Below are 26,387 nucleotides of genomic sequence, written 5' to 3'. Positions count from 1 at the left end.
ACCCGGCCGGGAGGGCCGGTCGGGCCGGACCCGCAGGCCGGTGGGCCCCGATGGCCGGCCGGCGGGGCCGACCGGCCCATGCGGAACACCGGGAAGCGGCCGACAGTGGAAGGACACGGGCCGCCCATCCCGGGGCGGTGCCGGAGGCCGGCCGGAGGGCCACCCCATGGACACCACCGCAGCACTCGCCGAACTGGACGAGGAAGGCCTCGCCGTCCTCGTCGACGCCTTCCGGCAGCGCGGGCCCACCGTGATCGGGCCCACCGTCCGGGACGGCGCCATCGTCCTCGCCGAGCCGGCCTCGGCGGACGAGCTGCCGTACGGCTGGGGCGTCGGGACCGAGGCGGGCACCTACCGGCTGCGCCGGCGCGACGACCGGGCGGCCTTCGCGCACTCCGCCGGGCCACAGTCCTGGAAGACCTTCCCGCACCCGCCCCGGGCCCGGCTCTGGCAGGCCGACCGGGCCGAGGACGGCACCGTCACCGTCCGTGAGGACGACGATCCGCCCCCGCGCTACGCCTTCCTCGGCATGCGGCCCTGCGACCTGCGCGCGATCGCCGTCCAGGACCGGGTGCTCACCGGCGGCGCCTACGCCGACCCGGTCTACGGGCCGAGGCGCGCCGCCGCGTTCATCGTCGTCGCGGAGTGCACCGAGCCCGGCGGGGTCTGCTTCTGCGTCTCGATGGGCACCGGCCCCGGCCTCCAGGACGGCTCGGCCTACGACCTGGCGCAGGTCGGAAAGGTCAGCGAGGCGCTGTGCCGCGCCGAGCGCGGCGACTGGATCGGCACCCGCGGCCCGTACGGCACGGCCTGGCAGACGCCGCCCGCCGGCTGCGGCGCGCTCTGCCCGGCGTACGGACGCGGCTGCTACGGCTGCTACGGTCCCATGGAGACGCCCAACACCCGTGCGATGCTGCCGCTGCTGCGCCGCGACGGCGTGGCGGACCCGGACATCTCCGGCCTCTACCGTACGTTCAACGCCGAGGCCCCCGCTTTCGCACAGGCGGCCCGGCAACCCACGGAGGACGGCGGATGACCCACCGCACCCAACGGACCCTCACCGCCGGGGCGTTGGCTCGCGTCGAGGGCGAGGGCGCGCTGCGCGTCTCGGTCCGCGACGACGAGGTGGAGACCGTCCGGCTGGAAATCTACGAGCCCCCGCGCTACTTCGAGGCCCTGCTGCGCGGTCGCCGGTACACCGAGCCGCCCGACCTGACCGCCCGCATCTGCGGGATCTGCCCGGTGGCGTACCAGATGAGCGCCTGCCACGCGATCGAGGACGCCTGCGGGGTCGTCGTGGACGGCCAACTCGCGCAGCTGCGCAGGCTGGTGTACTGCGGCGAGTGGACCGAGAGCCACACCCTGCACGTCTACCTGCTGCACGCCCCCGACTTCCTGCGCCTGCCCGACGCGCTGGCGCTCGCCCGCACCGACGCGGCCCTGTTGCAGCGCGGCCTGCGGCTGGAGAAGGCCGGCAACGAGATCGTCGAGGTCCTCGGCGGGCGGGCGATCCACCTGGTCGACGTCCGGATCGGCGGCTTCCACCGGCTCCCCACGCGCGCCGAACTCGATCACCTGGCAACGGTGTTGCGCCAGGCCAGGACGGACGCCGAGGACACCCTCGGCTGGGTCGCCGGCTTCGAGTTCCCGCCACCGTCCGCCCCGGCCGTCCCCGTCCCGCCGCGCGCGGGCACCGGGTACGGCGCCGCCGAGGCCCCGCGCGGGCTGCTCTACCACCGGTACGACGTCGACGCGGACGGGCTCGTCCGGCGGGCCGTGATCGTCCCGCCGACCGCGCAGAGCCAGACCGCCATCGAGGCCGACCTGCGGGCCGTCGTCCAGCCGCGCCCGCACCTGGACGACGCGGAGCCGACCCGCCAGTGCGAGCAGGCGATCCGCAACCACGACCCGTGCATCTCCTGCGCGGCGCATTTCCTCACCCTCACCGTGGACCGGAGGTGACCGACGTGGACGACCAGAACATCGTCGTCATCGGCGTTGGCAACGAGTACCGCCACGACGACGGCGCCGCCGTGGCCGTCCTCGCGGAGCTCTCCGCGGGGGGCCTCGAAGCCGACCGGATCACCCTGTGCGACGGCGAGCCGACCCGGCTGATGGAGCTGTGGGAGGGCGCGGACCTCGCCGTCGTGGTCGACGCGGTGCACAGCCACCCGGGCGAGCCGGGCCGCATCCACCGGGTCACCGTCGACGCCGACCACCTGCTCGCCGACCCCCTCGCGGACGACGAGGCGGCGGCCGGCACCCACGGCCTGGGCCTCGGCCACGCCGTGGCCCTGGCCGCCGCGCTCGCCAAGCTGCCGCGCGAGCTGCTGATCGTCGCGGTGGAGGGCGCGGACTTCTCGATCGGCGAGGGCCTGAGCCCGGCCGTCGCCGACGCGGTGCCGCGAGCCGTCGCCGAGGTCCGGCGGGCCGTGGAGGAGCACCGGGCGGGCTGACGGCTCCCGGCGTGAACCCGCCCGGCCACGGGGACTGCCACCGTCAGCTGCCGTATCCGCCCCCGCCGGGCGTGCGGATCTCCAGCGCGTCCCCGGCCGCCACGTCGGCGCTGCCGCAGCCGGGCAGGTCGGCCACGGTGCCGTCCCCGCGCAGGATCCGGTTGGCGCCGAGGGCTCCCGGTGAGCCGCCGGCCAGGCCGTACGGGGGCACCCGGCGGTGGCCGGACAGGATGCTGACCGTCATCGGCTCGCGGAAGCGCAGCCTGCGCAGGGCGCCGTCGCCGCCCCGCCAGCGGCCTTCGCCGCCGCTGCCGGGGCGGACGGCGAACTCCTCGACGAGGACGGGCAGGCGCCACTCCAGGACCTCGGGGTCGGTGAGGCGGGAGTTGGTCATGTGGGTCTGCACGACGTCGGCGCCGTGGAAGCCGGGCCCGGCGCCGGAGCCGGAGGCGATGGTCTCGTAGTACTGGTGGTGCTCGTTGCCGAAGCTGAGGTTGTTCATCGTGCCGGAGCCCTCGGCCTGGACGCCGAGCGCGGCGTAGAGCGCGCCGGTGATGGCCTGCGAGGTCTCGACGTTGCCGGCCGCGATGGCTGCGGGGTACCGCGGCGCGAGCATCGAGCCGGGCGGCACGACGATCCGCAGCGGGCGCAGGCAGCCGTCGTTGAGCGGGATGTCGTCGGCGACGAGGGTGCGGAAGACGTACAGGACGGCGGCGGTGACGACGGCGGAGGGGGCGTTGAGGTTGGTGTCGAGCTGGGGCGAGGTGCCGGTGAAGTCGATGACGGCGCTGCGCTGTTCGCGGTCGACCCGGACCTCGACCGCGATCACGGCGCCGGAGTCGGTCTCGTACCGGTAGGCCCCGTCGGAGAGGCCGTCGATCGCCCGGCGCACGGCCTGCTCGGCGTTGTCCTGGACGTGGCGCATGTAGGCCTGGACGACGTCCAGGCCGAACTGGTCGATCATCGCGTTGAGCTCGTCGACGCCCTTGCGGTTGGCGGCGACCTGGGCCCGCAGGTCGGCGAGGTTGGTGGCGGGGTCGCGGGACGGGTACGGCGCCCCGGTGAGCAGCCGCAGGGTCTCGGCCTCGCGCAGCCGCCCGTCCGTCACGAGCGGCCAGTTGTCGAGGAGCACGCCCTCCTCGTGGATCTCGCGGCTGGCGGCGGGCATCGAGCCGGGGGTGATGCCGCCGATCTCGGCGTGGTGCCCGCGGGAGGCGACGAAGAACAGGACGTCGTGCCCGGACGGGTCGAACACCGGGGTCACCACGGTGATGTCGGGCAGGTGGGTGCCGCCGTGGTAGGGGTCGTTGACGGCGTAGGCGTCGCCGGGGCGCAGGTGCGGGCCGCGGCGGCGGAGCACCTCCTTGACGGTGGTGCCCATCGAGCCGAGGTGGACGGGGATGTGCGGGGCGTTGGCGACGAGGTTGCCGTCCGGGTCGAAGAGGGCGCAGGAGAAGTCGAGCCGCTCCTTGATGTTGACGGACTGCGCGGTGGACTCCAGCCGGGCGCCCATCTGTTGGGCGATCGCCATGAAGAGGTTGTTGAAGACCTCCAGCAGGACGGGGTCGGCGGCGGTCTCCACGGACGGCTCGGCGCGGGCCCGTACCTGCTCGACCAGCAGGTGGCCGGCCGACGTCACCGTCGCCCGCCAGCCGTCGTCCACCACGGTGGTGGCGTTCGCCTCGGCGATCACGGCGGGGCCGGTGACGGTGTCGTCCGGTCGCACGGACTCGCGTTCCAGCAGCGGGACCCGGCGCCATTCGCCGCCGGTGTACAGCCGCACGGTGGTCGGCTCGGCCTCGGACACGGGAGGCAGCGTGTCGAGCTCCGGTTGGTCGCAGAGCCCGGTGCCCTCCACCGCGAGGGCTTCGACGACGACCGGGCGGTCCATCAGGAACGAGTACGTGGCGCGGTGCCGCTGCTCGAACTCGGCCGCCATGGCGGCGGGTTCGCCGAGCGGGACGGCGATGGCGGTATCGGTGCGCTCGTAGCGCAGCCGGGCCCGGTACGTCAGGCGGACGCGATCGGGCGCAGTGCCCTGGTCGAGCAGTTCCGCGGTGACGGCCGCCGCGAGCTCGTCGGCGAGCGCGCGTACGGCGGCCATCTCCTCGTCCGCCAGCGGCCGTTCGACCGCCCGCTCGCGCAGGACGGTCGTGTCGGCCAGGCCGATGCCGAGGGCGGACAGCACGCCGGCCATCGGCGGGACCAGTACGGTCCGGATGCCCAGCGCCTCGGCGACCGCGCAGGCGTGCTGGCCGCCCGCACCGCCGAAGGTGGTGAGGGCGTAGCGGGTGACGTCGTGGCCCTGCTGGACGGAGATCCGCTTGATCGCGTTGGCGATGTTGCCCACCGCGATCCGCAGGAAGCCCTCGGCGACCTCCTCGGGTGTCCGGTCGCCGATCCGGTCGGCCAGTTCCGCGAACTGACGCTGCGTCAGCTCCGCATCGAGGGGCTGGTCGCCGCCCGGCCCGAAGACGTGCGGGAAGTGCCCGGCCTGGATGCGCCCGAGGAGCAGGTTGGCGTCCGTGACGGTGAGCGGGCCGCCGCGCCGGTAGCAGGCGGGCCCGGGATCCGCGCCGGCCGAGTCCGGCCCGACCCGCAGCCGTCCGCCGTCGAAGCGCAGCACGGAGCCGCCGCCCGCCGCGACGGTGTGGATGGCCAGCATCGGCGCCCGCAGCCGCACTCCGGCGACCTGGGTGGTCACCACCCGCTCGTACTCGCCCGCGAAGTGCGACACGTCCGTGGACGTGCCGCCCATGTCGAAGCCGATCACCCGCTCGAACCCCGCCAGCCGGGACATCCGCACCATGCCGACGATGCCGCCGGCCGGGCCGGAGAGGATCGCGTCCTTGCCCCGGAAGTGCCCGGCCTCGGCGAGGCCCCCGTTGGACTGCATGAACATGAGCCGGACGTCCGCCAGTTCGTCGGCCACCCGGTGGACGTAGCGGCGCAGCCCGGGGGAGAGGTAGGCGTCCACGACCGTGGTGTCCCCGCGCGGCACCAGCTTCATCAGCGGGCTGACCTCGCTGGACAACGAGACCTGGGCGAAGCCGAGTTGCCCGGCGAGCCGGCCGATCGCCCGCTCGTGCGCGGGGTGCAGGTAGCTGTGCAGGCACGCCACGGCGACGGAGCGGATGCCGTCGCGCAGGCAGCCGCGCAGTTCCTCGGCGAGCCCGTCGAGATCGGGCGGGCGCAGCACCGTGCCGTCGGCGGTGATCCGCTCGTCCACCTCGACCACCCGGGCGTACAGCGGCTCGGGCAGCACGATCTCGCGGGCGAAGATGTGCGGCCGGTTCTGGTAGCCGATCCGCAGGGCGTCCGCGAAGCCGCGCGTGACGACCAGCGCGGTCGGCTCGCCGGTGCGCTCCAGCAGGGCGTTGGTGGCGACCGTGGTGCCCATCCGCACGGAGTCGACGCGGGCGCCGGGCGGGAGCAGGGCCCGGATCCCGGCCACGGCGGGGTCCCGGTGGTGGGCCGGGTCGTGGGAGAGCAGCTTGTGTGTGAGCAGGCGGCCGTCCGGGGCCAGCGCGACGACGTCGGTGAAGGTCCCGCCCCGGTCCACCCAGAACTGCCACCCCCTGGATCCGGCCATGCCCGGCTCCCTCCGCCGTGCCGCGTGGCGCCCCGCGCACGAGTATCCGACCGCGCGGAGGGGGCGGGCAAACGGGACGAGTGCAAAAACGGGACATACTGGGCGTGCGGGTCGATCGTGGAGGCGACGATGGCGATCACGACGGTAGGAGTGCTCCGGGAGACCGCGCCGGGCGAGCGCCGGGTCGCCCTCGTCCCCGACCTGGTACCCGCCGTCGACCGCCTCGGCGCGACGGTCCTGGTCGAGCCCGGTGCCGGCGCCCTGGCCGGCCACCACGACACCGAGTACCGCGCCGCGGGCGGCGCCGCCGTGACCGGACGGACCGAACTGCTGCACCGCGCGGACGTGCTGCTCGGCGTCCGTCCGCCGACCGGCACCGCGGCGCGCGACCTGCACCCGGGCCAGGTGGTGGCCGCGATGCTGCGCCCGCAGCGGATCCCGTACCTCGTCCGGCAGTGGGCGGCCCGCGGGGTCACGGCGATCGGCCTCGACCTGGCACCGCCCGACCGGCCCGAGGCCTACCCACTGGACGCCGAGGCCTCCCAGGCCAGGGTGGCCGGCTACCGGGCGGTGCTGCTCGCCGCCACCCGGCTGGGCCGCTGCCTGCCGCCCTGGGGCGCGACGGACGGGCTGTTCGACCCGGTCAGGGCCCTCGTGGTCGGCGCCGGACCCGCGGGCCTCCAGGCGATCGACACGGCCCGCCGCCTGGGCACGCCGGTCCACGCCGTCGAACTCCGCCGCCACGAGCGAGCCGCGGTGGCCGCGCTGGGAGCCGAGCTGCTGGACCTGCCCGGCCTCCACCCCGTCGCGGACGACCGGGAGCTGTGGGAGGCCCTCGACCACGAGCGCTCCGCGTGGACGGCCGGACTCGGCGAGGCCGTCCCGCGCCACGAGCTCGTGGTGACCGCCCTGGCGCTTCCCGGCCGGATGCCTCCCGTGCTGCTCACCACCGCGGCGGTGGCGGCGATGCGGCCGGGCTCGGTGCTGGTGGACCTCACGGCCGGACCGGAAGGCGGCAACGTCGAGGACGCCCTGCCGGGCACGACCACACTGGTCGGCGACGGGGTGACGGTGATCGGTGCGGGGGAGCTCGCGGCCCAGGTGCCCGCCACCGCCTCGCGCGCGTACGCCCACAACGCCGTCGCGCTGCTCGCCCGCCTCCTGCGGAGCGCGGCGCCCGCGACGGACCCGGTCCTGGGACCGATGCTGGTGACGCACGGGGGCATGGTGGTGCACGACCCCACCAGGCGCCTGCTGCTGGAGGCGACCGCCCTCGCGGGCCTGCCCTAGCTAGGCGGCGTGCGAGAACAGGCCGGCGTGGCGGGCGATCGATCCGGCGTGCCCCGCGCACTGCTGGTAGCAGCAGGACAGCAGCACGAGATCGGCGGTGTCGGCCGGGCCCGTGGCCTCCTCCCGGATCAGCGACGCGTACAGCAGCCGTTGGCGTTGGCCGACCTCGTGCAGGTCGGTCAGCACGTCCGCGACGCCCTCGGGCGCACCCGACTCCAGGACGTCGGCCGCCCGCGCGACCAGGTCCAGCGCCGCCTCCGCGAGCCCGCGCAGCGGGGCGCACAGCCGCGCGCCGAAGGGCTCCTGCTCCTGCCGCGCCCAGGCCGCCTCCAGCAGCCGCTGGGCCAGCTGCCCCAGGGCCTCGGCCTCGGTGCCCACGTGTACGCCGACGACCACCGCGGCCCGCCCACCGGGCGTGTCGGCGGCGTCCTCCTCGATCCGGTCCCGCAGTTCCGCCAGCGCCTTCTCCGCCTCCGCGATCCCGTCGGCACCGCCCGCCGGATCCGTCAGCACGTCCGTCGCGCCGCGCAGCGCGCCGTGCGCGAGCCGGACGAGACCGGCCAGCTCGGTGATCAGGGCGCGGTACGCGTCGTGTCCGCCACCAGGCATCCGTCCACTCCCGTCCTCCGGCCCCTCGACCAGTGTCACCCCGGCCCCTGCTCCGGGGTTCACCGTCCGGGAGGCGCACCGGTCCGTCCGGACGTCTACTGGGGCTGGGGCCGCCGCCGCGCGAACGGGCGGTGGAGCCGTGGCGCCGAGTCGGGCGAGGACGCGAGCCGTACCCGGCCCCGCCCTGGAGAGCCGAACCGTGGAACGCAACCGCTATGCGGACCTCCTGCGCGTGGGGGCGATCGGCACGGTCGTCCTGGGCCACTGGCTGCTGACGAACCCCACGTACCGGAACGGGCAGGTCTCGGGTCAGGACGCACTGCAGTACGTCGCCTGGGGGCGCTGGCTCACACTGCTCTTCCAGGTGATGCCCGCCGTGTTCCTGGTCGGCGGCTTCGCCAACGCGGCCTCCTGGACCGGGCACCGCGGACGCGGCGGGGACTGGGCGAGCTGGGTACGCCGACGTGCCCTGCGCCTGTTGTGGCCCGCCACGGTGTACCTGGCCGTCGCCTTCCTCGGGGTCACGGCGGCCCGGGCCAGTGGCGCCGACCCGAGCGAACTGGCGCGGACCGGCTGGTACCTCGCCCTGCACCTGTGGTTCCTGCCGGTCTACCTGCTGCTGATCGCGCTCACTCCCGTGCTCCTCGTCGCGCACCGACGGTGGGGTCTGCGCGTGCCCTTCGTGATGGCGATCGCCGCCGCGGCAGTGGATCTGGCGGTCCTCGGCCCGCGACTGCCAGTGGTCGGCTTCGCCAACTACCTGCTGGTGTGGGGCTCCATGCACCAGTGGGGATTCGCCTGGCACGACGGTCGCCTGACCCGCGGCCGGCGCCCGGTCCTGATGGCGGCGGCCGGTGCCGTCCTCCTCGCGGGCCTGCTGGCCTGGGGCCCGTTCCCGGTGGACATGGTCGGCACCGGGCGCCGCGCCGGCAACACCACGCCGCCGTCCATCGCGCTGCTCGCGTTCGCCGCCGCGCAGTGCGGCCTCCTGCTGGCGGCGGAGCCCGCCGGGCGGCGTCTGGTCCTCCCCGTGAAGCGGCAGGAGCGGCTGGTCCGTCTCAACCGGGCGGTGATGACGGTCTACCTGTGGCATCCCGTCCCGGTGGTGATCGTCGCGATCACGCTCTACCCGGCCGGGCCGGCGCCCCAGCCCGCCGTCGGCACCGGGCAGTGGTGGGCGCTGCGCCCACTCTGGATCGCCGTCCTGGCCTTGGTGCTCGTCCCGCTGACCCTGGCCGTGCAACGGGCGCAAGGACCGCTGCGCGGCCTCGCCGCCGATCCGGGACGTGACGGGTGGAGGCTGGCCGTTGTGCTCGCCTGCGGTCTGGCCGCGGTCCTGCCGGCCCTCGCCCGCCTGGCCGTCGACGGCTTCGCCCCGGCCGGCCACCCGGCCGGGGCCGTCCTCGCGCTGTACGTCGGCGGGTTCCTGGTGGTGCTGTCCTCCCGCGGCCACGGACAGTGGTTCCACTGCTCGCCGAGGCCGCCGCCCTCCTCCACGGCGGCGAACCGCTCGACATCCTCCTGATGCACGGTTGACGCAGGACGTCCCGACGCGGCCAGGAGGGTGCATGGGCTCCGTCCCGCGGTTTCGGCGGCGGACGGCCCGGAATGCGCGGGGCCCACGACCAGGACGAACCTGGAAGGAGAGGCTTTCCGTCCACGAGGACGGTGAGCGGCCGGTGCCACCCCCGGGAAGGGCCGGCGCACTCAGCGTGGGACCGGAGGTCGGCGTACCGGGCCGGATCCCGCAAGCCGTGCCGGCCCGGAGACGGACCCGGGACTCACAGAAGGGACGGCGGTCATGGTCACTGCACGCGACATCATGCACACCGGGGCGACCTGTGTGCTGGAGAGCGAAACGCTGGAGGTGGCAGCGCGGCGGATGCGTGAACTGGACGTCGGCGCCCTGCCGATCTGCGGCACCGACGACCGGCTGCACGGGATCGTCACCGACCGCGACATCGTGGTCAAGTGCCTGGCCGAGGGCCGGGACCCCAGGACCATGACCGCGGGCGAACTCTCCCGGGGCAAGCCGATCACCATCGACGTCGACGCCGACCAGGGCGAGGTCCTACGGATCATGGAGGAGCACCGGATCCGCCGCCTGCCGGTCATCGAGGCCCACCGGCTGGTCGGCATGATCAGCGAGGCCGACATCGCCCGGCACCTGGACCGGCACGAGGTCGCCGAGTTCGTCGAAGCCGTCTACGCCCCTCGCCTGAGTCTCACGTGACCGCCCGCGGGTTGCCGACGGCGCGGTCGGAGCAGAACGGCCGGCACTGCGCCGGGAACGCTTCCTGCTCCGTCGTCGTGGTCCCCGCAGCCGCAGGCGGACCGTTTCAAGGAGAACCCGGATGACTACTGGAACAGAGACCGGCACGCAGGCCCTGCGTGATGTGCTCACCTCGCCCGGCCCCGTCCTGTCGGTCTACTTCGATCTCGATCCCCGCCCGGAGATGGGCCTGGACGCCGAGGAACGCTGGCAGGGCCTGTGCCGCGACCTCGCGTCCCAGGGGGCGGGCACCCACGAGCTGGACGCCCTGACCCGGCGCTTCCTGTCCTCCCAGCCCGGCTCCGGTGTCCTCGCGGCCTTCGCCACGGGCGGGGAGGTGGTGCATTCGGCCGTCCTTCCGGGCTGTGAGCAACGCGACCTGGTCCTGCGGGCGCCCCTGCCGCGTCTGCTGCCGCTGCTGGCCTGGCGCCAGGACCGCCCCGCGCACGTGGTCGCCGTGATCGACCGCACCGGAGCGGATCTCCGGCTCTATCCCGACGGTGCCACGGAGGGTGTCCGTCGGACCGTCATCGGCCCGGACGACGAGATCGAGCGCAACCGGCCCGGCGGTCGGTCCCAGATGCGCTACCAGCACCGGGCCGAGGACTCCTGGGAGCACAATGCCGTCCAGGTCGCCGAAGCGCTGGGCACGGCGCTGGCCGAGGTGGACGCCCACGTGCTGATGCTGGCCGGCGACGTCCGTGCGCGGCAGTACCTCACCAAGCACCTGCCCACGTGGGTCCGCCACAACGTGTCCATCCGGCCGGTCAGCGGCAGCCGCAGCCCGGACGGGGCCTGGCCGCACCGGATGGCCCAGGTCGAGACGGAGACCTGCCGCGCCGGCCAGGAGCGGACGACCGCGCTGCTGCGCGGCTACGTCGAGCAGCTCTCCCCGCGCGGCCACGCGGTGGAGGGCATCTACGCGACCGTGCGCGCGCTCGCCGACGGCGCGCTGCGCACCCTGCTGATCACCGACGGGCTCGCCGGCCGCCGCACCGCCTGGTTCGGCCCCGGACCCACCGACATCGCCGACCAGCCCGCCTCCCTGCCCCCGGACCTCAAGCCGGTGCTGCGGGCGGACCTCGCGGACACCGCCATCCGATCGGCGCTGCTCACCGGCGCCGACGTCCGGGTCCTCCGGCCCGGCACCCCCGGCAACCCCGCCCAGGGGATCGGCGGTCTGACCCGCCACACCTGATACTCGAAAGCGCCGTCCGACGCGTGGAGATGCTGAAGGCCCGCGCCGCGATGGTGGAACAGCCCGGCGATCGACTTCCCGGCGGTCTCCTTGACGGTGGTCTCGCGGTGGGCGACGACCACACCCGGGGTCATCACGCCGCGGACGGGGCGGTCAGACCAGGCCGGCGCCCCAGGCGCGGGCGCGGTCGAGTTCGCCGGAGCGCAGCGGACCGTCGGCGCCCTCGACGATGAAGCCCTCGGGCTCGGCGACGACGTCGTAGTGGTGGCGGGAGAGCCGCTGGGCGATGCCCTCGGCGGCGCCGCCGGCGAACGGGGTGCCGACGCGGGTGTCGAAGGCTGCGGCGTAGGTGCCGGGCTCGGTGTCCGGCAGGTCGTGGAACCAGGAGCGCAGGCCCGACCTTTCGGCGGTCTCCCGGGCTTCGGCGGCGGCGTCCTCGCGGCCTTCCCTGCGGCTCTCGGCCGCCACGGCCATCCGGCGGCTGAGCCCGGAGGACATGCCGTGCAGGTGGGTCGGGCCGCCGACCACCAGGAGGTCCGCGGACCTGGTCAGCTCCGTGCCGGCGTCGGCCACCGGGAGGCAGTCGACGGAAGCGGTCGGATCGGCCTGGTGGACGCCCTCGGCGATGGCCTCGGCGATCTCCCGGGTGTTGCCGTACATGCTCTCGTACACGATCACGGTGTGCATGGTCTCCGCCTTTCGTCACCCTCAGGCTCGCGCGACGTGGACGGTCCGGGCGTGGGCCGTTCGACCCGGATCGGGCCGCCGTCCGGTCCCGGTCAGCCCTGGGGGACGACGGCGACCGGGCAGTGGACGTGGTGGATCGCGGCGTGGGCCACCGGGCCGAGGTGATGGTGGCGGAACGGGCCCCGGTGGGCCCGGCGGCCGAGGACGACCAGCCCCGCCGTCGCCGCGGCGTCCACCAGGACGACGCCGGCCTTGCCGCGGATCAGCTCGGGGGTCACGTCCACCTCGGGGTGGCGGGCCCGCCAGGGCTCCAGGACCTCGGTGAACCGCGTCCGTTCGACGGCGGAAAGCTCGCCCTCCAGCCCGCCGATGGCGCCGTAGGACATGTACTCGCTGCCGGCCGGCGGCCCCCAGGCGTGGACGACGCGCAGGGGCGCGGCGCGGACGGCGGCGGCCTCGAAGGCGAAGGCGAGCACCTCGTCGGCCGGGTGCGCGAGGTCGAGCCCGGCGAGGACGGCGCCGCCCTGGCCGCCCCCACCGGCCCGGACCAGCACCACCGGACAGGCGGCCCGGCGCAGCACCTCCTGGCTCACCGAGCCGACCAGGAACCCGTGCACGGTGCCCAGCCCGCGCGAGCCCAGCACGAGCAGCGCGGCGCGCTGCCCGGCGCCCTCCAGGGCCTCGGCGGGGTCGGCGGGCAGGTGCGCGGAGCTGACCGGCAGGTCGGCGTACCTGGCGCGCAACTCGGCTTCACGGGAGGCCAGTTGGTCCATGGCGAGCCGGTAGGTCTGGTCACTGCCGACCACGTCCCGCTTGGGCAGGGGCCAGGCCCGGAGCAGTTCGAGCGGACAGCCGCGCAACCGCGCCTCACGGGCGGCCCAGTCGGTGGCGGCGAGGCTTTCGGGCGAGCCGTCGAAACCGACGACGACGGGAGCGTTCACGGTCGGCTCCTCAGTCCCGCAACGGGTCGGGCGCGGCGGTCAGCCGCCGGACGGCCCCGTCCGCGACCCCGCCGGGTTTCGCGCGCCGCGTCGCCCGGACGTCGATGGTGGTCAGGACCCCGAAGCCCTGCTCCTTCAGCGCGGCGGTGACGGCCTCCACCGTCTGTGGGAACGGCCGGTCGAGCCGGACGCCGAGACCGTGGTCCACGATTCCTCCCGGGGGTCGTGCCCCAGTATCGGCGGGAAGGACGGCCGGCGCCCTTCGACGCGGGTCAGGCTCGGCGTTCGGGGGAGGGCACGGTCACGATCGGGCAGTGCGCGCGGTGCAGCGGGCCGTGGGGGACCGAGCCGAGCCGCGTGCCGGTGAAGCCGCCGCGCCCGTGACGGCCGACGACCACGGCGAGGGCGTGCTCGGAGGCGGCGCCCAGTTCCTCGCCGGGGCGGCCGGTCAGTCGGCGAACAGGTGCGGATGGACCGGGACCGGGCGGCGGGTGTCCTCGTGCTCGTAGTGGTGGATCCGGGCGTCCGGGCCGGGGAAGTACTCGGTCACCCGGTCGTCGTCGGACCAGCGCACGTCCCACGGCGGGCTGCCGTCCGGGTGGTGCAGGCCGACGATCTCGCCGTCCCTGCGGGCCGCGCCGGGCCGGGTGGCCTGGACGATGATGCGGTCTCCCAGTGCGGCTTTCATGCCGTCCTCCCGGGTCGGTGCGCGGCCGGGGCGCCCGGCCGTCCGTACCTCCATGGCACCACCGACGGCCTCGCGCGGCAGGGGCCGGACGGTCCCGTGTCCTGGGACCGCCCGGCCCTGGGGACGCGGTCGCGGCGGCGGAAGACTGGCCGTACGGCCTGCGGGGCCCCCGGCACCGAGGAGGCGCGCCATGTCCGCCGCAGCCACCACGCACACGCACCCGGCCATGGGCACGTCCCTGCGGCAGCACCTCCGCCGGGCCGCCGGACGGGACCACAATCCGCTCTGCCGTGCCCTCGACCGGGCGTACAGCCGCCTGGTGGCCGGGTTCGCGTTGACGCTCCTCGGCGTGCTCGTCGTGGCGACGGCAGCGGCGGTGCTGGTGGTCCGCGCGGAGACGCGCACCGCGCAGCAGGTCGCCCGGCACCGGCACGTCGTCACCGCCGTGACCACGGGCCCGGCGGTGACGGACGACCTCCGGGCGGGCAGTCCGCGGACGCACGCCCAGGCCCGCTGGACGTACCCGGCCGGCCCCGGCACCGGGAGCGTCCCGGTCCCGGACGGCACGCTCGCCGGGACGGCCGTGCGGGTCGGGCTCGACGACGCCGGGCACCCGGTCGGCGCGCCGAAGGGGGCGGCTCCGATCCTCTCGGACGCCACGCTGGTGGGCCTCGGCACGGCCGCCGCGCTCGGGCTGGGCGCGGAGGGCGGCTTCGCGCTGCGCCGCCGCGCACTGGAGCGGCGGGCGGAGGCGAGCTGGGACGACGCCTGGGAGCGGGTCGAGCCGCGCTGGACCGGGCGCCGGTGAGTGCCACGGGCGTCACAGGTGGAAGCGATGGGTCTCGCCCGGTCGGACCGTCGCTTCCTTGCCGCGCAGACGGACGACGACCGGGTCCTGGCGGTCCTCGCGCAGGCTCACGGTGGCCGTGCGCCGGTCGACGGCGACCGTGAGGCCCCAGTGGCCCCGGTAGCGCAGGTCCAGCTCCAGCCGGCCGAGGGCGGACGGCAGGCGCGGGTCGAGCCAGAGGGCGTCCTCGCGGATCTCCAGCCCGGTGTAGCAGCGTTGCAGCAGGTCCACGGCGCCTGCCATGGCGCCCAGGTGCACGCCCTCCGCCGTGGTGCCGTGCTGGCTGTCCCGGAGGTCGGCCACCAGGGCGTCGCGGAAGTACCGCCAGGAGGCGCGGCGGTCGGAGCGGGTGAGCACCCAGGAGTGCACCACGGAGCTGAGCGTGGAGCCGTGGACGGTGCGCCGGAGGTAGTAGCCGGTCGTGCGGCGGAGCAGTTCGTGGTGCGCCGGGTGGCCGAGGCGGCGCAGCAGGTCGCGGACCTCGCGGGCGGAGAACAGGAACCAGAGCATCAGGGCGTCGGCCTGCTTGGAGGCCTTGTAGCGGTTGACGCTGTCGCCCTGTGCCTCCAGGATCCGGTCGAGCCTGCGCAGGTCCGGGTGGCGCTTGCGGTACGCGGCCCAGTCGAGTTCGGCGAGCCGCTCGTAGCCGTCGAACTGGCTGAGCACGCCCTCGTGGAACGGGACGTGCAGGTGCCGCCCGACCTCCTCCCAGCGGTCGAGCTCCTGGTCGTCGAGGGCCAGTCGCTCGCGCAGCTCGTCGCGCCGGTAGCCGGGCAGGACGTCCAGTGCGTCCTGGGCCCGGGCCAGCACCCAGGAGGCCAGCACGTTGGTGTAGGCGTTGTCGTCCAGGCCGGGCCGGTTCGCCCAGGGGTAGGCGTCGTGGTACTCGTCGGGGCCGAGGACGCCGCGGATCGACCAGTGCCCGTGTGCCGGGTCGTGGACCGCGCTGGAGGACCAGAAGCGGGCGATCTCCAGCAGCATCTCGGCGCCGGCCGTGGCGAGGAAGTCCCGGTCCCCGGTGGCCTGGTAGTACTGCCAGATGTTGTACGCGACCGCCGAGCCCACGTGCCGCTGGAGGTGGCTGTGGTCGGGCAGCCAGCGGCCGGACAGCGGGTTGAGGTGCAACTGCTGGGACTCCTCGCGGCCGTCGCTCGCGCTCTGCCACGGGTACATCGCCCCGCGCAGCCCGGCCTCGCGGGCCTGCCGGCGGGCGGCGTCGAGGCGGCGGTGGCGGTATCGCAGGACGGCGCGGGCGAGTTCGGGGAAGCGGAGGTTGAGCAGCCGCAGGACGAACAGCTCGTCCCAGAAGACGTGTCCCCGGTACGCCTCGCCGTGCAGCCCGCGCGCCGGGATGCCGACGTCCAGGTCGACGGAGTGCTCGGAGTAGGTCTGGAGCAGATGGAACAGGTTCAGGTGCAGCGCGCCGATGCCGTCGAAGGCGGCCTCGATCCGGCAGCGGCGCCACAACTCGGCCCACCGTAGGGCGTGTTCGGCCAGTAGCCGGTCGAAGTCCGCGGCCTCGGCGGTGAGCTGGCGGCAGGCGCGCAGCGGAGTCTCGATCGCCCGGTCCCGCGAGGTGTGCAGCGCGGCCGTCTTCTCCACCGTGACCGGTCGGCCGCACTCGGCCGCCACGGTGAGGATGTGGGCCGCCCAGCCCTCGCGGCACTCGGTGGCCACCGCCGCCGCCCGGTCCGTGCTCGTCCGGGCGCAGAGGGCGATCCGAAGGGGCGAGCCGGCTGCGGCAGCCTCCACCCAGAGCAGTCCGCGCTCGTCCACGCCCTGGCCCACCGGTGTGAGGTGACGCTCGGCCAGCCCCCGGTAGCGGGCGACGCCGGTGTTGGCGACGCGGCCGTCCAGCGCCGAGCGGACCTCCAGCGGGCCCGACCAGTTCTCCGGGGTGAACGTGCTCTCCAGCGCGAGCAGGTGCGGCCGGGCCTGGCTGGCGAAGCGGCGCTGGACGACCCGGGTGCGCCGCCCGCGCCGGTCCTCGACCAGGGCGTCGCGGGTCAGCACGCCCCGGCGCAGGTCCAGCTCGACCGTCTGCGCGGCGGGCGGGCCGGTGAACCACTCCCCGCCGACCGGGCGGAAGGTCAGCGGCAGCCAGTTCGGGCAGTTGACCAGGTCCTCGTTGGTGACCACGTTCCCCGCGACCGTCGAGGACGCTCGGTCGTAGCAGCCCGCCACGTACGTCCCCGGGTAGTGGACCCCGTCCGCGGCCGACTCGGGCGCGGCGCCCCGGCTGACCAGGTAGCCGTTGCCGACCGCGCACAGGGCCTCCCTCAGCCCCTCCTCGCCGGGGTCGAAGCCCTGGTAACGGAGGGTCCACGCGTCCGGCATGTCGGGCTGTCCCGCAGGTGGGTCCGCTGCCATCGCGACCTCCGTTGCCGACCGCTTTGCTCCCCAGTCTGCGCACCACCGGGCCGAGCCGCTCGGTGCACCGGGACACCGGCGCCCTTCGGCGGGCCGAGCGGGGCCGGTCGGCCCTCCCCGGGGACGGCCCGGCCCGGGGAGGCTTGAGGCGTAGCACCCGACGGTTGAGGAGTTCCGCCATGTCCGTCGTTCACCCGCCGCAGACCACGGCCGAGGCCCTGCTGGCCGACGGCACCACGGTCGGGATCCGGGCCCTCGGCCCGCAGGACCACCAGGCCGTCCTCGACCTGCACGCCGACGGGATGTCCGAGGAGAGCCGGCGGATGCGGTTCTTCGGCGTCAGCCACAACGCGCCGAAACAGGCCGCCGACCGGCTGTGCGGGGAGCACCAGGGCCTGCTGTCCCTGGGGGCCTGGGTGGGGGAGGAGCTGATCGGTGAGGCGGACTGCGAGCTGCTGGAGGACCCGCCGCAGACCGCGGAACTCGCCCTCGCCGTGGCCGACCGCTGGCACCACCGGGGCGTGGGCACGCTGCTCCTCGAACACCTGGTGCACGGCGCCAGGGCCCGCGGCGTCCGCTTCTTCGAGGCCGACACCCTGTTCGACAACCGCGCCGTCCACCAGGTCTTCGCCGATCTCGGCCTGCCCGTGCAGCGGCGCTTCGAGCAGGGCGAGGTGAGGCTCAGGGTGCCGCTGGACGAGACGGACGAGCGGTACCGCACGGCCGTGGACGAGCGCGGCCGCCGCGCCGACGTGGCCAGCCTGGCGGCGCTGCTGCGTCCGGCGTCGGTCGCGGTGATCGGAGCCTCCCGGCGGGAGGGCTCGGTCGGGCGGACCGTCCTGGGGAAGATCCGCCGGGGCGGTTTCACCGGGGCGGTCCGGGCCGTCAACCCGCATGCCGCGGAGGTCGACGGCGTGACCGCGTACCCCTCCGTCGCCGCCCTGCCCGCCGTGCCGGACCTCGCCGTGCTGGCCGTCCCGGCCGCGGCGGTGGGGCAGGTGGCCGAGGAGTGCGGCGCCGCCGGGGTCCGGGCACTGGTGGTGCTCACCTCCGGGCTCGGCGCGCAGGACGCCCGCCGGCTGATGCGCGCCTGCCGGCGGTACAGCATGCGCCTGGTCGGCCCGAACAGCCTCGGCCTCGCCCAGGCCGATCCCGCCGTCCGGCTGGACGCCGAGTTCGGTGCCGCGTTCCCCCTCGCCGGGACGGCCGGAGTGGCCGTCCAGAGCGGCGGCGTGGGAATCGCCCTGCTGGAACGGCTGGGCTGGCTGGGCATCGGACTGTCGAGCTTCGTGTCGCTCGGCGACAAGTACGACGTCAGCGGCAACGACCTGCTCCAGTGGTGGGAGGCGGACGGCCGCACCGACCTCGCCCTGCTCCACCTGGAGTCCTTCGGCAACCCGCGGGCCTTCGCCCGCACCGCCCGCCGCGTCACCCGCACGATCCCGGTGCTCACCGTCGACGCCGGACGCTCCGTCGCGGGGCGCCGCGGCGCCGCCTCGCACACGGCGGCCGCCGCCACCCCCACCGTCACCAGGGAGGCGCTGTTCCGGCAGGCCGGCATCACCGCGACCCGCAGCATCGACGAACTCGTCGAGGCCGCGGCCCTGTTGCACGCCCAGCCGCTGCCCGCACCGCGCGGCGCGGTCGCCGTGGTGTCCAACGCGGGCGGCATCGGCGTGCTGGCCGCCGACGCCTGTGCCGACGTCGGACTCGCGCTGCCCGAACTGCCGCAGCACCTGGCCGGACTGCTCCCCGCCGGCGCCTGCGTCCGGAACCCGGTGGACACCACCGCGGCGGTGGGACCGGTCGAACTCACCCACTTCCTGCGGGCGTTGGAGCACGAGCCGGACATCGACGCCATCCTGGTGTGCCTGGTGCCGACGGCGCTCGGCGTCACGCACGACCGTGACCCGGTGTACGCCCTGCTGGAGGGGCCGGCCCGGCGCCGCGTCCCGATCGCCGCCGTGCTCCTCGACCAGCAGGTACCCGTCCGCTGCCGGCCCTGCGCCGACGACGGTCTGCTGCCGGTCTATTCGGACGCCGTCGCGGCCGCCCGCGCCCTGGGCCACGCCCGGGACCGCGCTCGTCGGCTCGCCGAACGCCCGTCCGCCCCCGCCGACGCCGCGGACTGCGACCGGAGTACCGCCCGCAGCCTGGTCGACGGCCACCTCTGCGCCCACCCCGAGGGCGGCTGGCTCGACCCGCTGAGCACGGCCGACCTGCTGGAGAGCTACGGGCTGCCGCTCACCACCTCCGTCTGGGCGCGCGACGAGCACGCGGCGGTCGCCGCCGCCGAAGAGCTGCGCCACCTCGGGCACGAGGGCAAGGTGGCCCTGAAGGCGTACTGGCCGGGACAGGTGCACAAGAGCGCGGTGGGAGCCGTCCGCACCGGCCTCGCCGCGGGCGCCGAAGTGCGGGATGCCTACCGCGAGTTCACCCGGCGCTTCGGCGCGGAACTGGCCGGCGCGGTGGTCCAGCCGATGGCCGCCCCCGGGGTGGAACTGCTGGCGGGCGTCGTCCAGGACCGGGTCTTCGGCCCGCTCGTCGTCCTCGGCCTCGGCGGCACCGCCACCGACGTCCTGGCCGACCGGGTCGCCCGGCTCGCCCCGCTGAGCGAGCGCGACCTCACCACCATGCCCGCCGAACTCCGCAGCGCACCAATGCTGTCGGGGCAGCACGGCGGTGCGGCCGTGGACCTCGCCGCCGTACGGTGCGTCCTCGCCCGGCTCTCCCGGCTCGCCGACGACTTCCCGGAGCTCGTCGAGGCCGACCTCAACCCCGTCATCGTCCGCCCCGACGGGGCGGTCTGCGTGGACGCCAGGGTCCGCCTCGAACCCCGGCCGTCCTTCGACCCCTACCTGCGCCGGCTGCGCCGGCCGACTGCGGCCGAGGGGGAGTGAACACGGTGAAGCACGGCGTTCTCGACGGCGCCGTGGCCGACGTCCTCCCGGCGGCCTCCTCCGCACGGCCACCCGACCGGACCCGGGTCCGCGACCGCACGAGCCTTCCCCGGCCGCCCTCACCCCCGGCAGCGGAGTCCTCCCCGGCTCGCTGCACGTCCGCTGCGAACGCGGCCTGGTCTCGGCAGGTAGCCGCAGTGGTCCAGGCGGGCGTGGGTGAGCACGACGGCCTGGACGTCCGCCGGGTCGAGCGGCAGGGGGACCGCCTCCGGAAGGACTCGGGGCCCTCCCATCGTCCGGCCGTCCGGCCGTGCTGTCCTGGGCCGAACCGGCCCTGGCGGCAGGGACCGTCCGGCCCTGTCCGGTGGCTTCCGGCGGGCGGACAGTGAAGGCGGGACCACTGGAGGAGGAGTGAGGACGATGCAGCACCGCAGCGTCAACGACGTGATGACCCGTGAGGTCGTCACCGCCCGGCCCGACACGCCGTTCAAGGAGATCGCGGCGCTGTTCCACCGCAACGACATCACCGCGATCCCGGTGATCGACGACCAGGGCCGCCCGCTCGGCATGGTCTCGGAGGCCGACCTGATCCGCAAGGCGGCCGTGCTGCCCGACCCGGAGGGCCGCTACCCGGGCCGCTGGCTCGACCCGGAGGACCGCGCCCGCGCCGAGGCCGAGACCGCCGGCGGGCTGATGACCAGCCCCGCCGTCACCGCCCGCCCCGGCTGGTCGGTGGCCGAGGCCGCCCGCGCCATGGGCAGGCACAAGGTCAAGCGCCTGCCCGTGGTCGACGAGATCGGCCGTCTGGTCGGCATCGTCAGTCGCGCGGACCTGCTCCAGGTCTTCCTGCGCCACGACGCGGCCATCCGGGACGAGATCAACCACGACGTCCTGGGCCAGGCCCTCTGGCTCGCCCCCGGCGACGTCCAGGTGGCGGTGCGCGACGGAGTCGTCACGTTGAAGGGCAGGCTTCCGCGCCGCAGCCTGGTCCCGATCACGGAGCGGCTCTGCCGCGCCGTGGACGGTGTGGTCGCCGTCCACCACACGCTCGACTGGACCGAGGACGACACCTCCCCGGACCTGGAACACCCCCGCGCCTACCGCGCGGCGTCGTAGACGTCGTTCGTAGGAGGACACCATGACCCGCACTCCGAACACCGTCGCCGACGTCATGACCCACGCGGTGGTGGCCGTCGGCCGTGACGCCGACTTCCGTGAGGTCGCCGAGACCCTGCAACGCTGGCGGGTGAGCGCGCTCCCCGTGCTGACCGGCGACGGCCGGGTGATCGGAGTCGTCTCCGAGGCCGACCTGCTCACCGCCGGCGACCGGGACGGCGAGCGCGCCGACGCCCTGACGGCCGGGCGCATGATGTCCGTCCCGGCGGTCACCGTGCACCCCGGCAGCCCACTCAACGAGGCCGCCCGGGCGATGGCCCGCGGCCGCTTCAAACGGCTCCCGGTCGTCGACGAGGAGGACTACCTGGTCGGCATCGTCAGCCGCGGCGACCTGCTCAAGGTCTACCTGGAGGATGACCGCGAACTGGCCGACCGGGTCCGTTTCGAGCTGACCGCCACCCTCGGCCCGGTGGCCGCGGTGGACACCGACGTCCGCGCGCAGAACGGTCGCATCACCTTGTCCGGCGACCTGCCGGACACCGTCACCGCGCCCGTCCTGGAGCGGCTGGTGCGGTCCGTGCCCGGCGTGGTCGGCGTCGAGCTGCGGCTCGCCGCGCCGGCGTGACGGGGCGGCCGGGGTGGCCGGGGTGACCGGAACCGTGATCGCCGCTGTCGACGGATCGCCGGAGAGCCTGGCCGCCGCCCGCTGGGCCGCCGACGAGGCGGCCCGGCGCGGCGCCCGGCTCCAGTTGTTGTACGCCTGGCCCCGGCCGCTGCACGCGGTTCCCGGGTTGCCCGGCGTCAGCGAGGCACGCGGACGGGCGCTCGGCATGCTCGCCGACGCGGCGGACTGGGTGCGGGCGAACCACCCGGGCCTCAGCGTCGATACGGCCGTGGCGGATGACCACGCACCAGCCGGGATCACGGCCTCGGCAGCCTCGGCCGGTCTGCTGGTGCTCGGTTCCCGCGAGCCCCGTGGACCGCTGGGCTCGGTCGGCCTGGCCGTAGCGGCCCACGCGCTCTGCCCCGTCGTCCTGGTCCGGGCGACGCCCGGGCCGCCGCCCGGACCACCCCGGGAGGTGCTCGTGGGCATCGACGCGCACGAGCCCGCCGAGGCCGTCCTCGCCTTCGCCCGGAGGGCCGCACGGGACTCCGGCGTCCCGCTGCGGGCCGTCCACGCCTGGACGCCCGCGAAGTGGTGGTCGCTCTCCGCAGCCGAGCGGGCCCGGCTCACCGAGGCGGAGGAGGGCGTCCTGGTCGACCTGCTGGCGTCCGGGACGGCCGTGGACGCCGTCCCGGACGTCCGGCGCGCCCGGCCCGCCGATGCGCTGGTGGGCGCCTCCCGCTCCGCCGGCCTGCTCGTGCTCGGCCGCACCGGGCACCGCCTCGGACCGGTCACCCGGGCGGTCGTCCACCGCGTCTGGTGCCCGGTCGCCGTCGTTCCGCACGGCTGAAGCGGTGCGCCCCGCGGCGCGGGCGCGCAGAATCGGTGGTGCCACCGACCGCGCACCGCAGGGAGCAGGCCATGGACGCGTCACCGCCCGTACGGGTGTTCCTGCTGGACGACCACGAGGTCGTCCGGCGGGGCGTGCGCGACCTCCTGGAGGCCGAGCCGGACATCGAGGTCGTCGGCGAGGCGGGCACCTGCGCCCAGGCCCTCGCCCGGGCGCCGGCGCTGCGCCCGGACGTCGCCGTGCTGGACGTGCGCCTCCCGGACGGGGACGGCGTGACCGTCTGCCGGGAGCTGCGGGACCGCATGCCCGCACTGGTCTGCCTGATGCTGACGTCCTTCGACGACGACGACGCCCTGCTCGACGCGATCATGGCCGGAGCGGCCGGCTACGTCCTGAAACAGGTCAAGGGCGCCGACCTGGTCAGCGCGGTCCGCACGGTGGCCTCCGGCCAGTCCATGCTCGACCCGGCCACCACCCGCAAGCTGATGGACAACCTGCGCCACCACGAGGAGAGCGGCGCCGACGCCGTCCTCGCCGGGCTCACCCCGCGCGAACGGGAGATCCTCGCCCTGGTCGGTGAGGGCAAGACCAACCGCCAGATCGGCCAGGAGCTCTACCTCGCCGAGAAGACCGTCAAGAACCACGTCTCCCGCCTGCTCGCCAAGCTGGGCGTCGAACGCCGCCTCCAGGCCGCCGTGATCGCCGCCCACGCCGATCCCGACCAGCGCCACCAGCGCCCGCACTGAGAGGCCAGCCACGCCCCGGCTCGCGGTCCGGGACGTGCTGGAGCCGGAGGCTCAGGCCTTCGGCAGGGGCACGCGCCAGAGCAGTTCGGTGCCGCCCTCGGGGCGGGTGCGGGCGGTGAAGGTGCCGCCCAGGGCGGTGGCACGGTCGGCGAGGTTCGCGAGGCCGCTGCGGCGGCCGCCCCCGGGGAGGCCGACTCCGTCGTCGGTCACGGCGATCGTCAGCTCGGCGCCGACGTCGATCGACACCTCGACGGAATCCGCCTTCGCGTGGCGGGCGGCATTGGAGAGGGCCTCCTCCAGGACGGCGACGGCCGCGTCCGCGACCCCGGTGGGCACCCCGACGTCGAGCAGGCCCGTCATCCGCAGGCCCGGGGTGAAGCCGAGAGCGCGGGCGGCGTGTTCCACGACCTCGACGAGCCGGGCGCGCAGGCCGACCGCGGCCGGGCCGCGCTCGCGCAGGCGCAGGCCGAAGATGGTGGCGCGGATCGTCTTCGCCGTCTCGTCCAGGTCGTCGATCGCCCGTAGGACGCGGTCGGTGGCCTCGGGGTGCTCGATGAACCGGGTGGCACCCTGGAGGGTCATCCCGGTGGCGAAGAGCCGCTGGATGGCCAGGTCGTGCAGGTCGCGGGCGATCCGGTCGCGCTCCTGGAGCAGTGCGATCTGTTCGGAGTCGCGACGGCGCTCGGCGAGCTCCATCGCCACCGCCGCCTGGGCGGCGAAGCCCAGCAGCGGACCGGACTCGCCCTCGTCGAACAGCGGGGCTCCCGCGGCCCGGGCCAGCATCAGCACGCCGCGCACGCCGCGTTCGGCGGTCCCGATGGGGACGGCGACGGCCGGGCCCAGGCCTTTCCAGCGGGGTGGTCCGGTGGTGATCCTCGGATCCTTCCGGACATCGGGACTCACCACCAGGCCACCGGTGCGGACGGCCGCGCCGACGAACGACCCCTCCACCGGCAGGACCAGGCCGCGGTGCTCCTGCTCGCCCAGCCCGGCGGCGATCCGGACCTCCAGCTCGCCGGTCTGCGGCAGCGGCACGGCGACGGCGGCGAGGTCCGCACCGACGATCTCGGTGGCCCGGGCGAGCAGCAGGTCGAGCACGTCCTGTTCCGAACTCCCCGACAGCAGGCTGGCCGTGACGTCGGCGCCCGCCTCCAGCCAGCGCTCCCGCTGCCGGGCCCGGGCGTAGAGCCGTGCGTTGTCGATCGCCACCCCGGCGGCGACGGCGAGGGTGGCGAGCACGGACTCGTCCTCGGCGTCGAAGTCACCGCCGCCGCGCTTCTCGGTCAGGTAGAGGTTGCCGAACACCTTGTCCCGGATCCGGATCGGCACGCCCAGGAAGCTGTTCATCGGCGGGTGGTCGGCCGGGAAGCCGTAGGAGGACGGGTGGTCGGAGATCCGGGAGAGCCGCAGCGGCTCCGGGTGGCGGATCAGCTCGCCGAGGATGCCGTGCCCGGACGGCAGGGCGCCGATCAGCTCGACCTGCTCGTCCGTGACGCCGACCGGGATGAACTGCGACAGCCGCTGGTCCTCGCCGATCACGCCCAGGGCGCCGTACTCGGCGTCCACCAGGGTGACCGCCGCCTCCACGATGTGCTTCAGCGCCTGGGACAGCTCCAGGTCGCGCCCGACCGCCAGCACCGCCTCCAGCAGGCTGTGCACCCGGTCGCGCGTGCCGCGGGCCGCGTCCAGCCGGGCCTGGAGCTCGTCCAGCAGCTCGTCCAGCCGCAGCTTCGGCACGGGAGACGGATCCTCCGATGCGCTGCCCAAGGAACCCTCCATGGCTCGCTTGACGCCACTGACCAGGGTAGGCGCGGACGGCCCGCCGCGCCGGGCGCGAGGGGCCCATCGGCCCAGCGGGAGGACCCCACCGGGCCCCTGGCGGCGGCCACGGATCGGTAGAAGGTTGGAAGGGCGGAACCACCGGCTCCGGCCCGCGAAAGGAACGGACACGGCATGAAAGCGCTCACCTACCACGGACCCGGCCGCCGCACCTGGGGCGAGGTCCCCGACCCGGCCCTCCGGGACTCGGAGGACGCCGTCGTCCGGGTGGATGCGGTCACCATCTGCGGCACCGACCTGCACATCCTCAAGGGTGACGTCCCCGAGGTCGCCGAGGGGCGCGTCCTCGGCCACGAGGCCGTCGGCACCGTCACTCAGACCGGCCCGGGCGTGCGCACGGTCCGGGTCGGCGACCGGGTGCTGATCTCGTGCATCTCCGCCTGCGGCCGGTGTGCGTACTGCCGCCGGTCGCGCTACGGCCAGTGCACGGGCGGTGGCGGCTGGGTCCTCGGTCACCTGATCGACGGCTGCCAGGCCGAGTACGTCCGCACCCCCTTCGCGGACACCTCCCTGCACAAGCTGCCCGAAGACGTCACCACCGAGGACGCCCTGCTCCTCGCGGACATCCTGCCCACCGCCTACGAGGTCGGCGTCCGCAACGGACGGGTGGGCCCGGGCGACACCGTCGCGATCGTCGGCGCGGGGCCGGTCGGGCTCGCCGCGGTCCTCACCGCCCGGCTGTACAGCCCGTCCCGCGTCGTCGTGATCGACCTCGCGCAGAGCCGCCTCGACGCCGCCGGGCGCTTCGGTGCCGACACGACGCTGACCGCGGCCGAGGCCACCCCGGAGGCCGTCCGGGAGCTGAGCCGGGACGGCCTCGGCGTGGACGTCGCGATCGAGGCGGTGGGCGTCCCCGGAACCTTCGAGCTGTGCACCACCCTGGTGCGCCCCGGTGGCCGGGTGGCCAACGTGGGCGTCCACGGCACGTCGGCGGTGCTCCACCTGGAGGACCTGTGGATCCGCGACGTCACCATCACCACGGGTCTGGTGGACACGTACAGCACCCCGATGCTGCTCGACCTGGTGGCCGCTGGCCGGCTTGGCGTCGCGGGGCTGGTCACCCACCGCTTCGGTCTCGACGAGATGCAGGAGGCGTACGACGTCTTCGCCGACGTGGCCGACACCGGGTCCCTCAAGGTCGCGCTCTTCCGGACGTGAGTTCGCGCATCTGCCGGGTCGCCGCGCCGACCCCGGCGGTCGCCGGCGGCCCGGCCCGCACCCGCGCCGCACGGCGCCGGCGGACAGGTGGCTTCGCCCATGTCCCGAGCGCGGCCCGGCCGGCAGTGGCGGGACGCCTGGGGCTGCCGGTGCCGGCAGCCCGGAGAACCCCCGTCATCACAGGTCACCACACACGTCTTCGTCTTCTAGGCACCGTCGGCGGC

General features: G+C 75.2%; 23 protein-coding genes. 14 read left to right on the top strand and 9 right to left on the bottom strand.

Annotated elements, in window-relative coordinates:
- The first annotated feature begins 166 nt into the window (after positions 1 to 166).
- From ACWCXH_RS00750 to ACWCXH_RS00740, 3 genes are read left to right on the top strand one after another with little or no spacing between them, the layout of a single operon-like run.
- Complete coding sequence (locus ACWCXH_RS00750) at positions 167 to 1,036, top strand: hypothetical protein (protein WP_449799128.1); 870 nt, start codon at positions 167 to 169, stop codon at positions 1,034 to 1,036.
- The gene (locus tag ACWCXH_RS00745) at positions 1,033 to 1,962 is read left to right on the top strand and encodes a nickel-dependent hydrogenase large subunit (RefSeq protein WP_449799127.1); all 930 of its coding nucleotides are present in this window, start codon (positions 1,033 to 1,035) and stop codon (positions 1,960 to 1,962) included. The genes ACWCXH_RS00750 and ACWCXH_RS00745 overlap by 4 nt, the downstream gene beginning before the upstream one ends.
- Positions 1,963 to 1,967: 5 nt before the next feature.
- On the top strand, positions 1,968 to 2,456 hold the full coding sequence (locus ACWCXH_RS00740) for a hydrogenase maturation protease (protein ID WP_449799126.1): 489 nt from the start codon (positions 1,968 to 1,970) through the stop codon (positions 2,454 to 2,456).
- 43 nt (positions 2,457 to 2,499) lie between these two features.
- Here the strand turns inward: ACWCXH_RS00740 and ACWCXH_RS00735 are convergent, their stop codons facing one another.
- Positions 2,500 to 6,048, bottom strand: coding sequence for a hydantoinase B/oxoprolinase family protein (locus ACWCXH_RS00735; RefSeq protein WP_449799125.1), 3,549 nt, complete (start codon positions 6,046 to 6,048; stop codon positions 2,500 to 2,502).
- A 129-nt stretch (positions 6,049 to 6,177) separates the two neighbouring features.
- Here ACWCXH_RS00735 and ACWCXH_RS00730 point away from each other — a divergent pair, with 129 nt between their 5' ends.
- On the top strand, positions 6,178 to 7,338 hold the full coding sequence (locus ACWCXH_RS00730) for an NAD(P) transhydrogenase subunit alpha (RefSeq protein WP_449799124.1): 1,161 nt from the start codon (positions 6,178 to 6,180) through the stop codon (positions 7,336 to 7,338).
- On the opposite strand, the gene ACWCXH_RS00725 is transcribed toward ACWCXH_RS00730, so the two are convergent.
- On the bottom strand, positions 7,339 to 7,947 hold the full coding sequence (locus ACWCXH_RS00725; protein WP_449799123.1) for a hypothetical protein: 609 nt from the start codon (positions 7,945 to 7,947) through the stop codon (positions 7,339 to 7,341). It lies immediately after the preceding gene.
- Between the two features lie 199 nt (positions 7,948 to 8,146).
- Between ACWCXH_RS00725 and ACWCXH_RS00720 the strand changes: the two genes are divergently transcribed.
- The 3 genes from ACWCXH_RS00720 (at position 8,147) to ACWCXH_RS00710 (ending at position 11,417) form a co-directional block, all read left to right on the top strand.
- Positions 8,147 to 9,472 carry an acyltransferase family protein gene (locus tag ACWCXH_RS00720; RefSeq protein WP_449799122.1) on the top strand — a complete coding sequence of 442 codons (1,326 nt, stop codon included), beginning with the start codon at positions 8,147 to 8,149 and terminating at the stop codon, positions 9,470 to 9,472.
- Positions 9,473 to 9,748: 276 nt separating this feature from the next.
- On the top strand, positions 9,749 to 10,180 hold the full coding sequence (locus tag ACWCXH_RS00715) for a CBS domain-containing protein (RefSeq protein ID WP_449799121.1): 432 nt from the start codon (positions 9,749 to 9,751) through the stop codon (positions 10,178 to 10,180).
- Between the two features lie 121 nt (positions 10,181 to 10,301).
- Complete coding sequence (locus tag ACWCXH_RS00710; RefSeq protein ID WP_449799120.1) at positions 10,302 to 11,417, top strand: baeRF2 domain-containing protein; 1,116 nt, start codon at positions 10,302 to 10,304, stop codon at positions 11,415 to 11,417.
- A gap of 153 nt (positions 11,418 to 11,570) precedes the next feature.
- Here the strand turns inward: ACWCXH_RS00710 and ACWCXH_RS00705 are convergent, their stop codons facing one another.
- From ACWCXH_RS00705 to ACWCXH_RS00685, 5 genes are all read right to left on the bottom strand, one after another.
- Entirely contained in the window at positions 11,571 to 12,104 is a 534-nt protein-coding gene (locus ACWCXH_RS00705; protein ID WP_449799119.1) for a flavodoxin family protein, read from the bottom strand.
- Positions 12,105 to 12,196: 92 nt separating this feature from the next.
- Positions 12,197 to 13,045 carry a universal stress protein gene (locus tag ACWCXH_RS00700; protein WP_449799118.1) on the bottom strand — a complete coding sequence of 283 codons (849 nt, stop codon included), beginning with the start codon at positions 13,043 to 13,045 and terminating at the stop codon, positions 12,197 to 12,199.
- 10 nt (positions 13,046 to 13,055) lie between these two features.
- A complete protein-coding gene (locus tag ACWCXH_RS00695) occupies positions 13,056 to 13,253 on the bottom strand; it encodes a hypothetical protein (RefSeq protein ID WP_449799117.1) in 198 nt (65 codons plus the stop codon).
- 64 nt (positions 13,254 to 13,317) lie between these two features.
- Positions 13,318 to 13,473, bottom strand: a complete 156-nt coding sequence (locus tag ACWCXH_RS00690; protein ID WP_449799355.1) for a universal stress protein — start codon at positions 13,471 to 13,473, stop codon at positions 13,318 to 13,320.
- A 20-nt stretch (positions 13,474 to 13,493) separates the two neighbouring features.
- Complete coding sequence (locus ACWCXH_RS00685; protein ID WP_449799116.1) at positions 13,494 to 13,733, bottom strand: DUF1918 domain-containing protein; 240 nt, start codon at positions 13,731 to 13,733, stop codon at positions 13,494 to 13,496.
- Positions 13,734 to 13,923: 190 nt separating this feature from the next.
- Here ACWCXH_RS00685 and ACWCXH_RS00680 point away from each other — a divergent pair, with 190 nt between their 5' ends.
- Positions 13,924 to 14,541 carry an Rv1733c family protein gene (locus ACWCXH_RS00680; protein WP_449799115.1) on the top strand — a complete coding sequence of 206 codons (618 nt, stop codon included), beginning with the start codon at positions 13,924 to 13,926 and terminating at the stop codon, positions 14,539 to 14,541.
- Between the two features lie 12 nt (positions 14,542 to 14,553).
- Here ACWCXH_RS00680 and ACWCXH_RS00675 read toward each other — a convergent pair whose 3' ends face one another.
- Positions 14,554 to 16,950 (bottom strand): glycoside hydrolase family 65 protein, encoded by a 2,397-nt coding sequence (locus ACWCXH_RS00675; RefSeq protein WP_449799114.1) that lies wholly within the window; start codon positions 16,948 to 16,950, stop codon positions 14,554 to 14,556.
- A gap of 179 nt (positions 16,951 to 17,129) precedes the next feature.
- On the opposite strand from ACWCXH_RS00675, the gene ACWCXH_RS00670 reads away from it, so the two are divergent.
- From ACWCXH_RS00670 to ACWCXH_RS00650, 5 genes are all read left to right on the top strand, one after another.
- Positions 17,130 to 19,850 carry a bifunctional acetate--CoA ligase family protein/GNAT family N-acetyltransferase gene (locus ACWCXH_RS00670; protein ID WP_449799113.1) on the top strand — a complete coding sequence of 907 codons (2,721 nt, stop codon included), beginning with the start codon at positions 17,130 to 17,132 and terminating at the stop codon, positions 19,848 to 19,850.
- A gap of 420 nt (positions 19,851 to 20,270) precedes the next feature.
- Positions 20,271 to 20,966: a CBS domain-containing protein gene (locus tag ACWCXH_RS00665; protein ID WP_449799112.1), complete on the top strand. Its 696-nt coding sequence runs from the start codon at positions 20,271 to 20,273 to the stop codon at positions 20,964 to 20,966.
- A 22-nt stretch (positions 20,967 to 20,988) separates the two neighbouring features.
- The gene (locus tag ACWCXH_RS00660; protein ID WP_449799111.1) at positions 20,989 to 21,591 is read left to right on the top strand and encodes a CBS domain-containing protein; all 603 of its coding nucleotides are present in this window, start codon (positions 20,989 to 20,991) and stop codon (positions 21,589 to 21,591) included.
- 22 nt (positions 21,592 to 21,613) lie between these two features.
- Positions 21,614 to 22,420: a universal stress protein gene (locus ACWCXH_RS00655; RefSeq protein WP_449799110.1), complete on the top strand. Its 807-nt coding sequence runs from the start codon at positions 21,614 to 21,616 to the stop codon at positions 22,418 to 22,420.
- 71 nt (positions 22,421 to 22,491) lie between these two features.
- On the top strand, positions 22,492 to 23,166 hold the full coding sequence (locus ACWCXH_RS00650) for a response regulator (RefSeq protein ID WP_449799109.1): 675 nt from the start codon (positions 22,492 to 22,494) through the stop codon (positions 23,164 to 23,166).
- Between the two features lie 51 nt (positions 23,167 to 23,217).
- Here the strand turns inward: ACWCXH_RS00650 and ACWCXH_RS00645 are convergent, their stop codons facing one another.
- Positions 23,218 to 24,945 carry a GAF domain-containing protein gene (locus tag ACWCXH_RS00645; protein WP_449799108.1) on the bottom strand — a complete coding sequence of 576 codons (1,728 nt, stop codon included), beginning with the start codon at positions 24,943 to 24,945 and terminating at the stop codon, positions 23,218 to 23,220.
- Positions 24,946 to 25,119: 174 nt separating this feature from the next.
- Here ACWCXH_RS00645 and ACWCXH_RS00640 point away from each other — a divergent pair, with 174 nt between their 5' ends.
- Complete coding sequence (locus ACWCXH_RS00640; protein ID WP_449799107.1) at positions 25,120 to 26,163, top strand: zinc-dependent alcohol dehydrogenase family protein; 1,044 nt, start codon at positions 25,120 to 25,122, stop codon at positions 26,161 to 26,163.
- Positions 26,164 to 26,387 lie beyond the last annotated feature (224 nt).

It is taken from the genome of Kitasatospora sp. NPDC001660, assembly GCF_053596725.1.
Note: the sequence above shows the minus strand (reverse complement) of the source record. Positions and strands in the feature narration are given on the sequence as shown.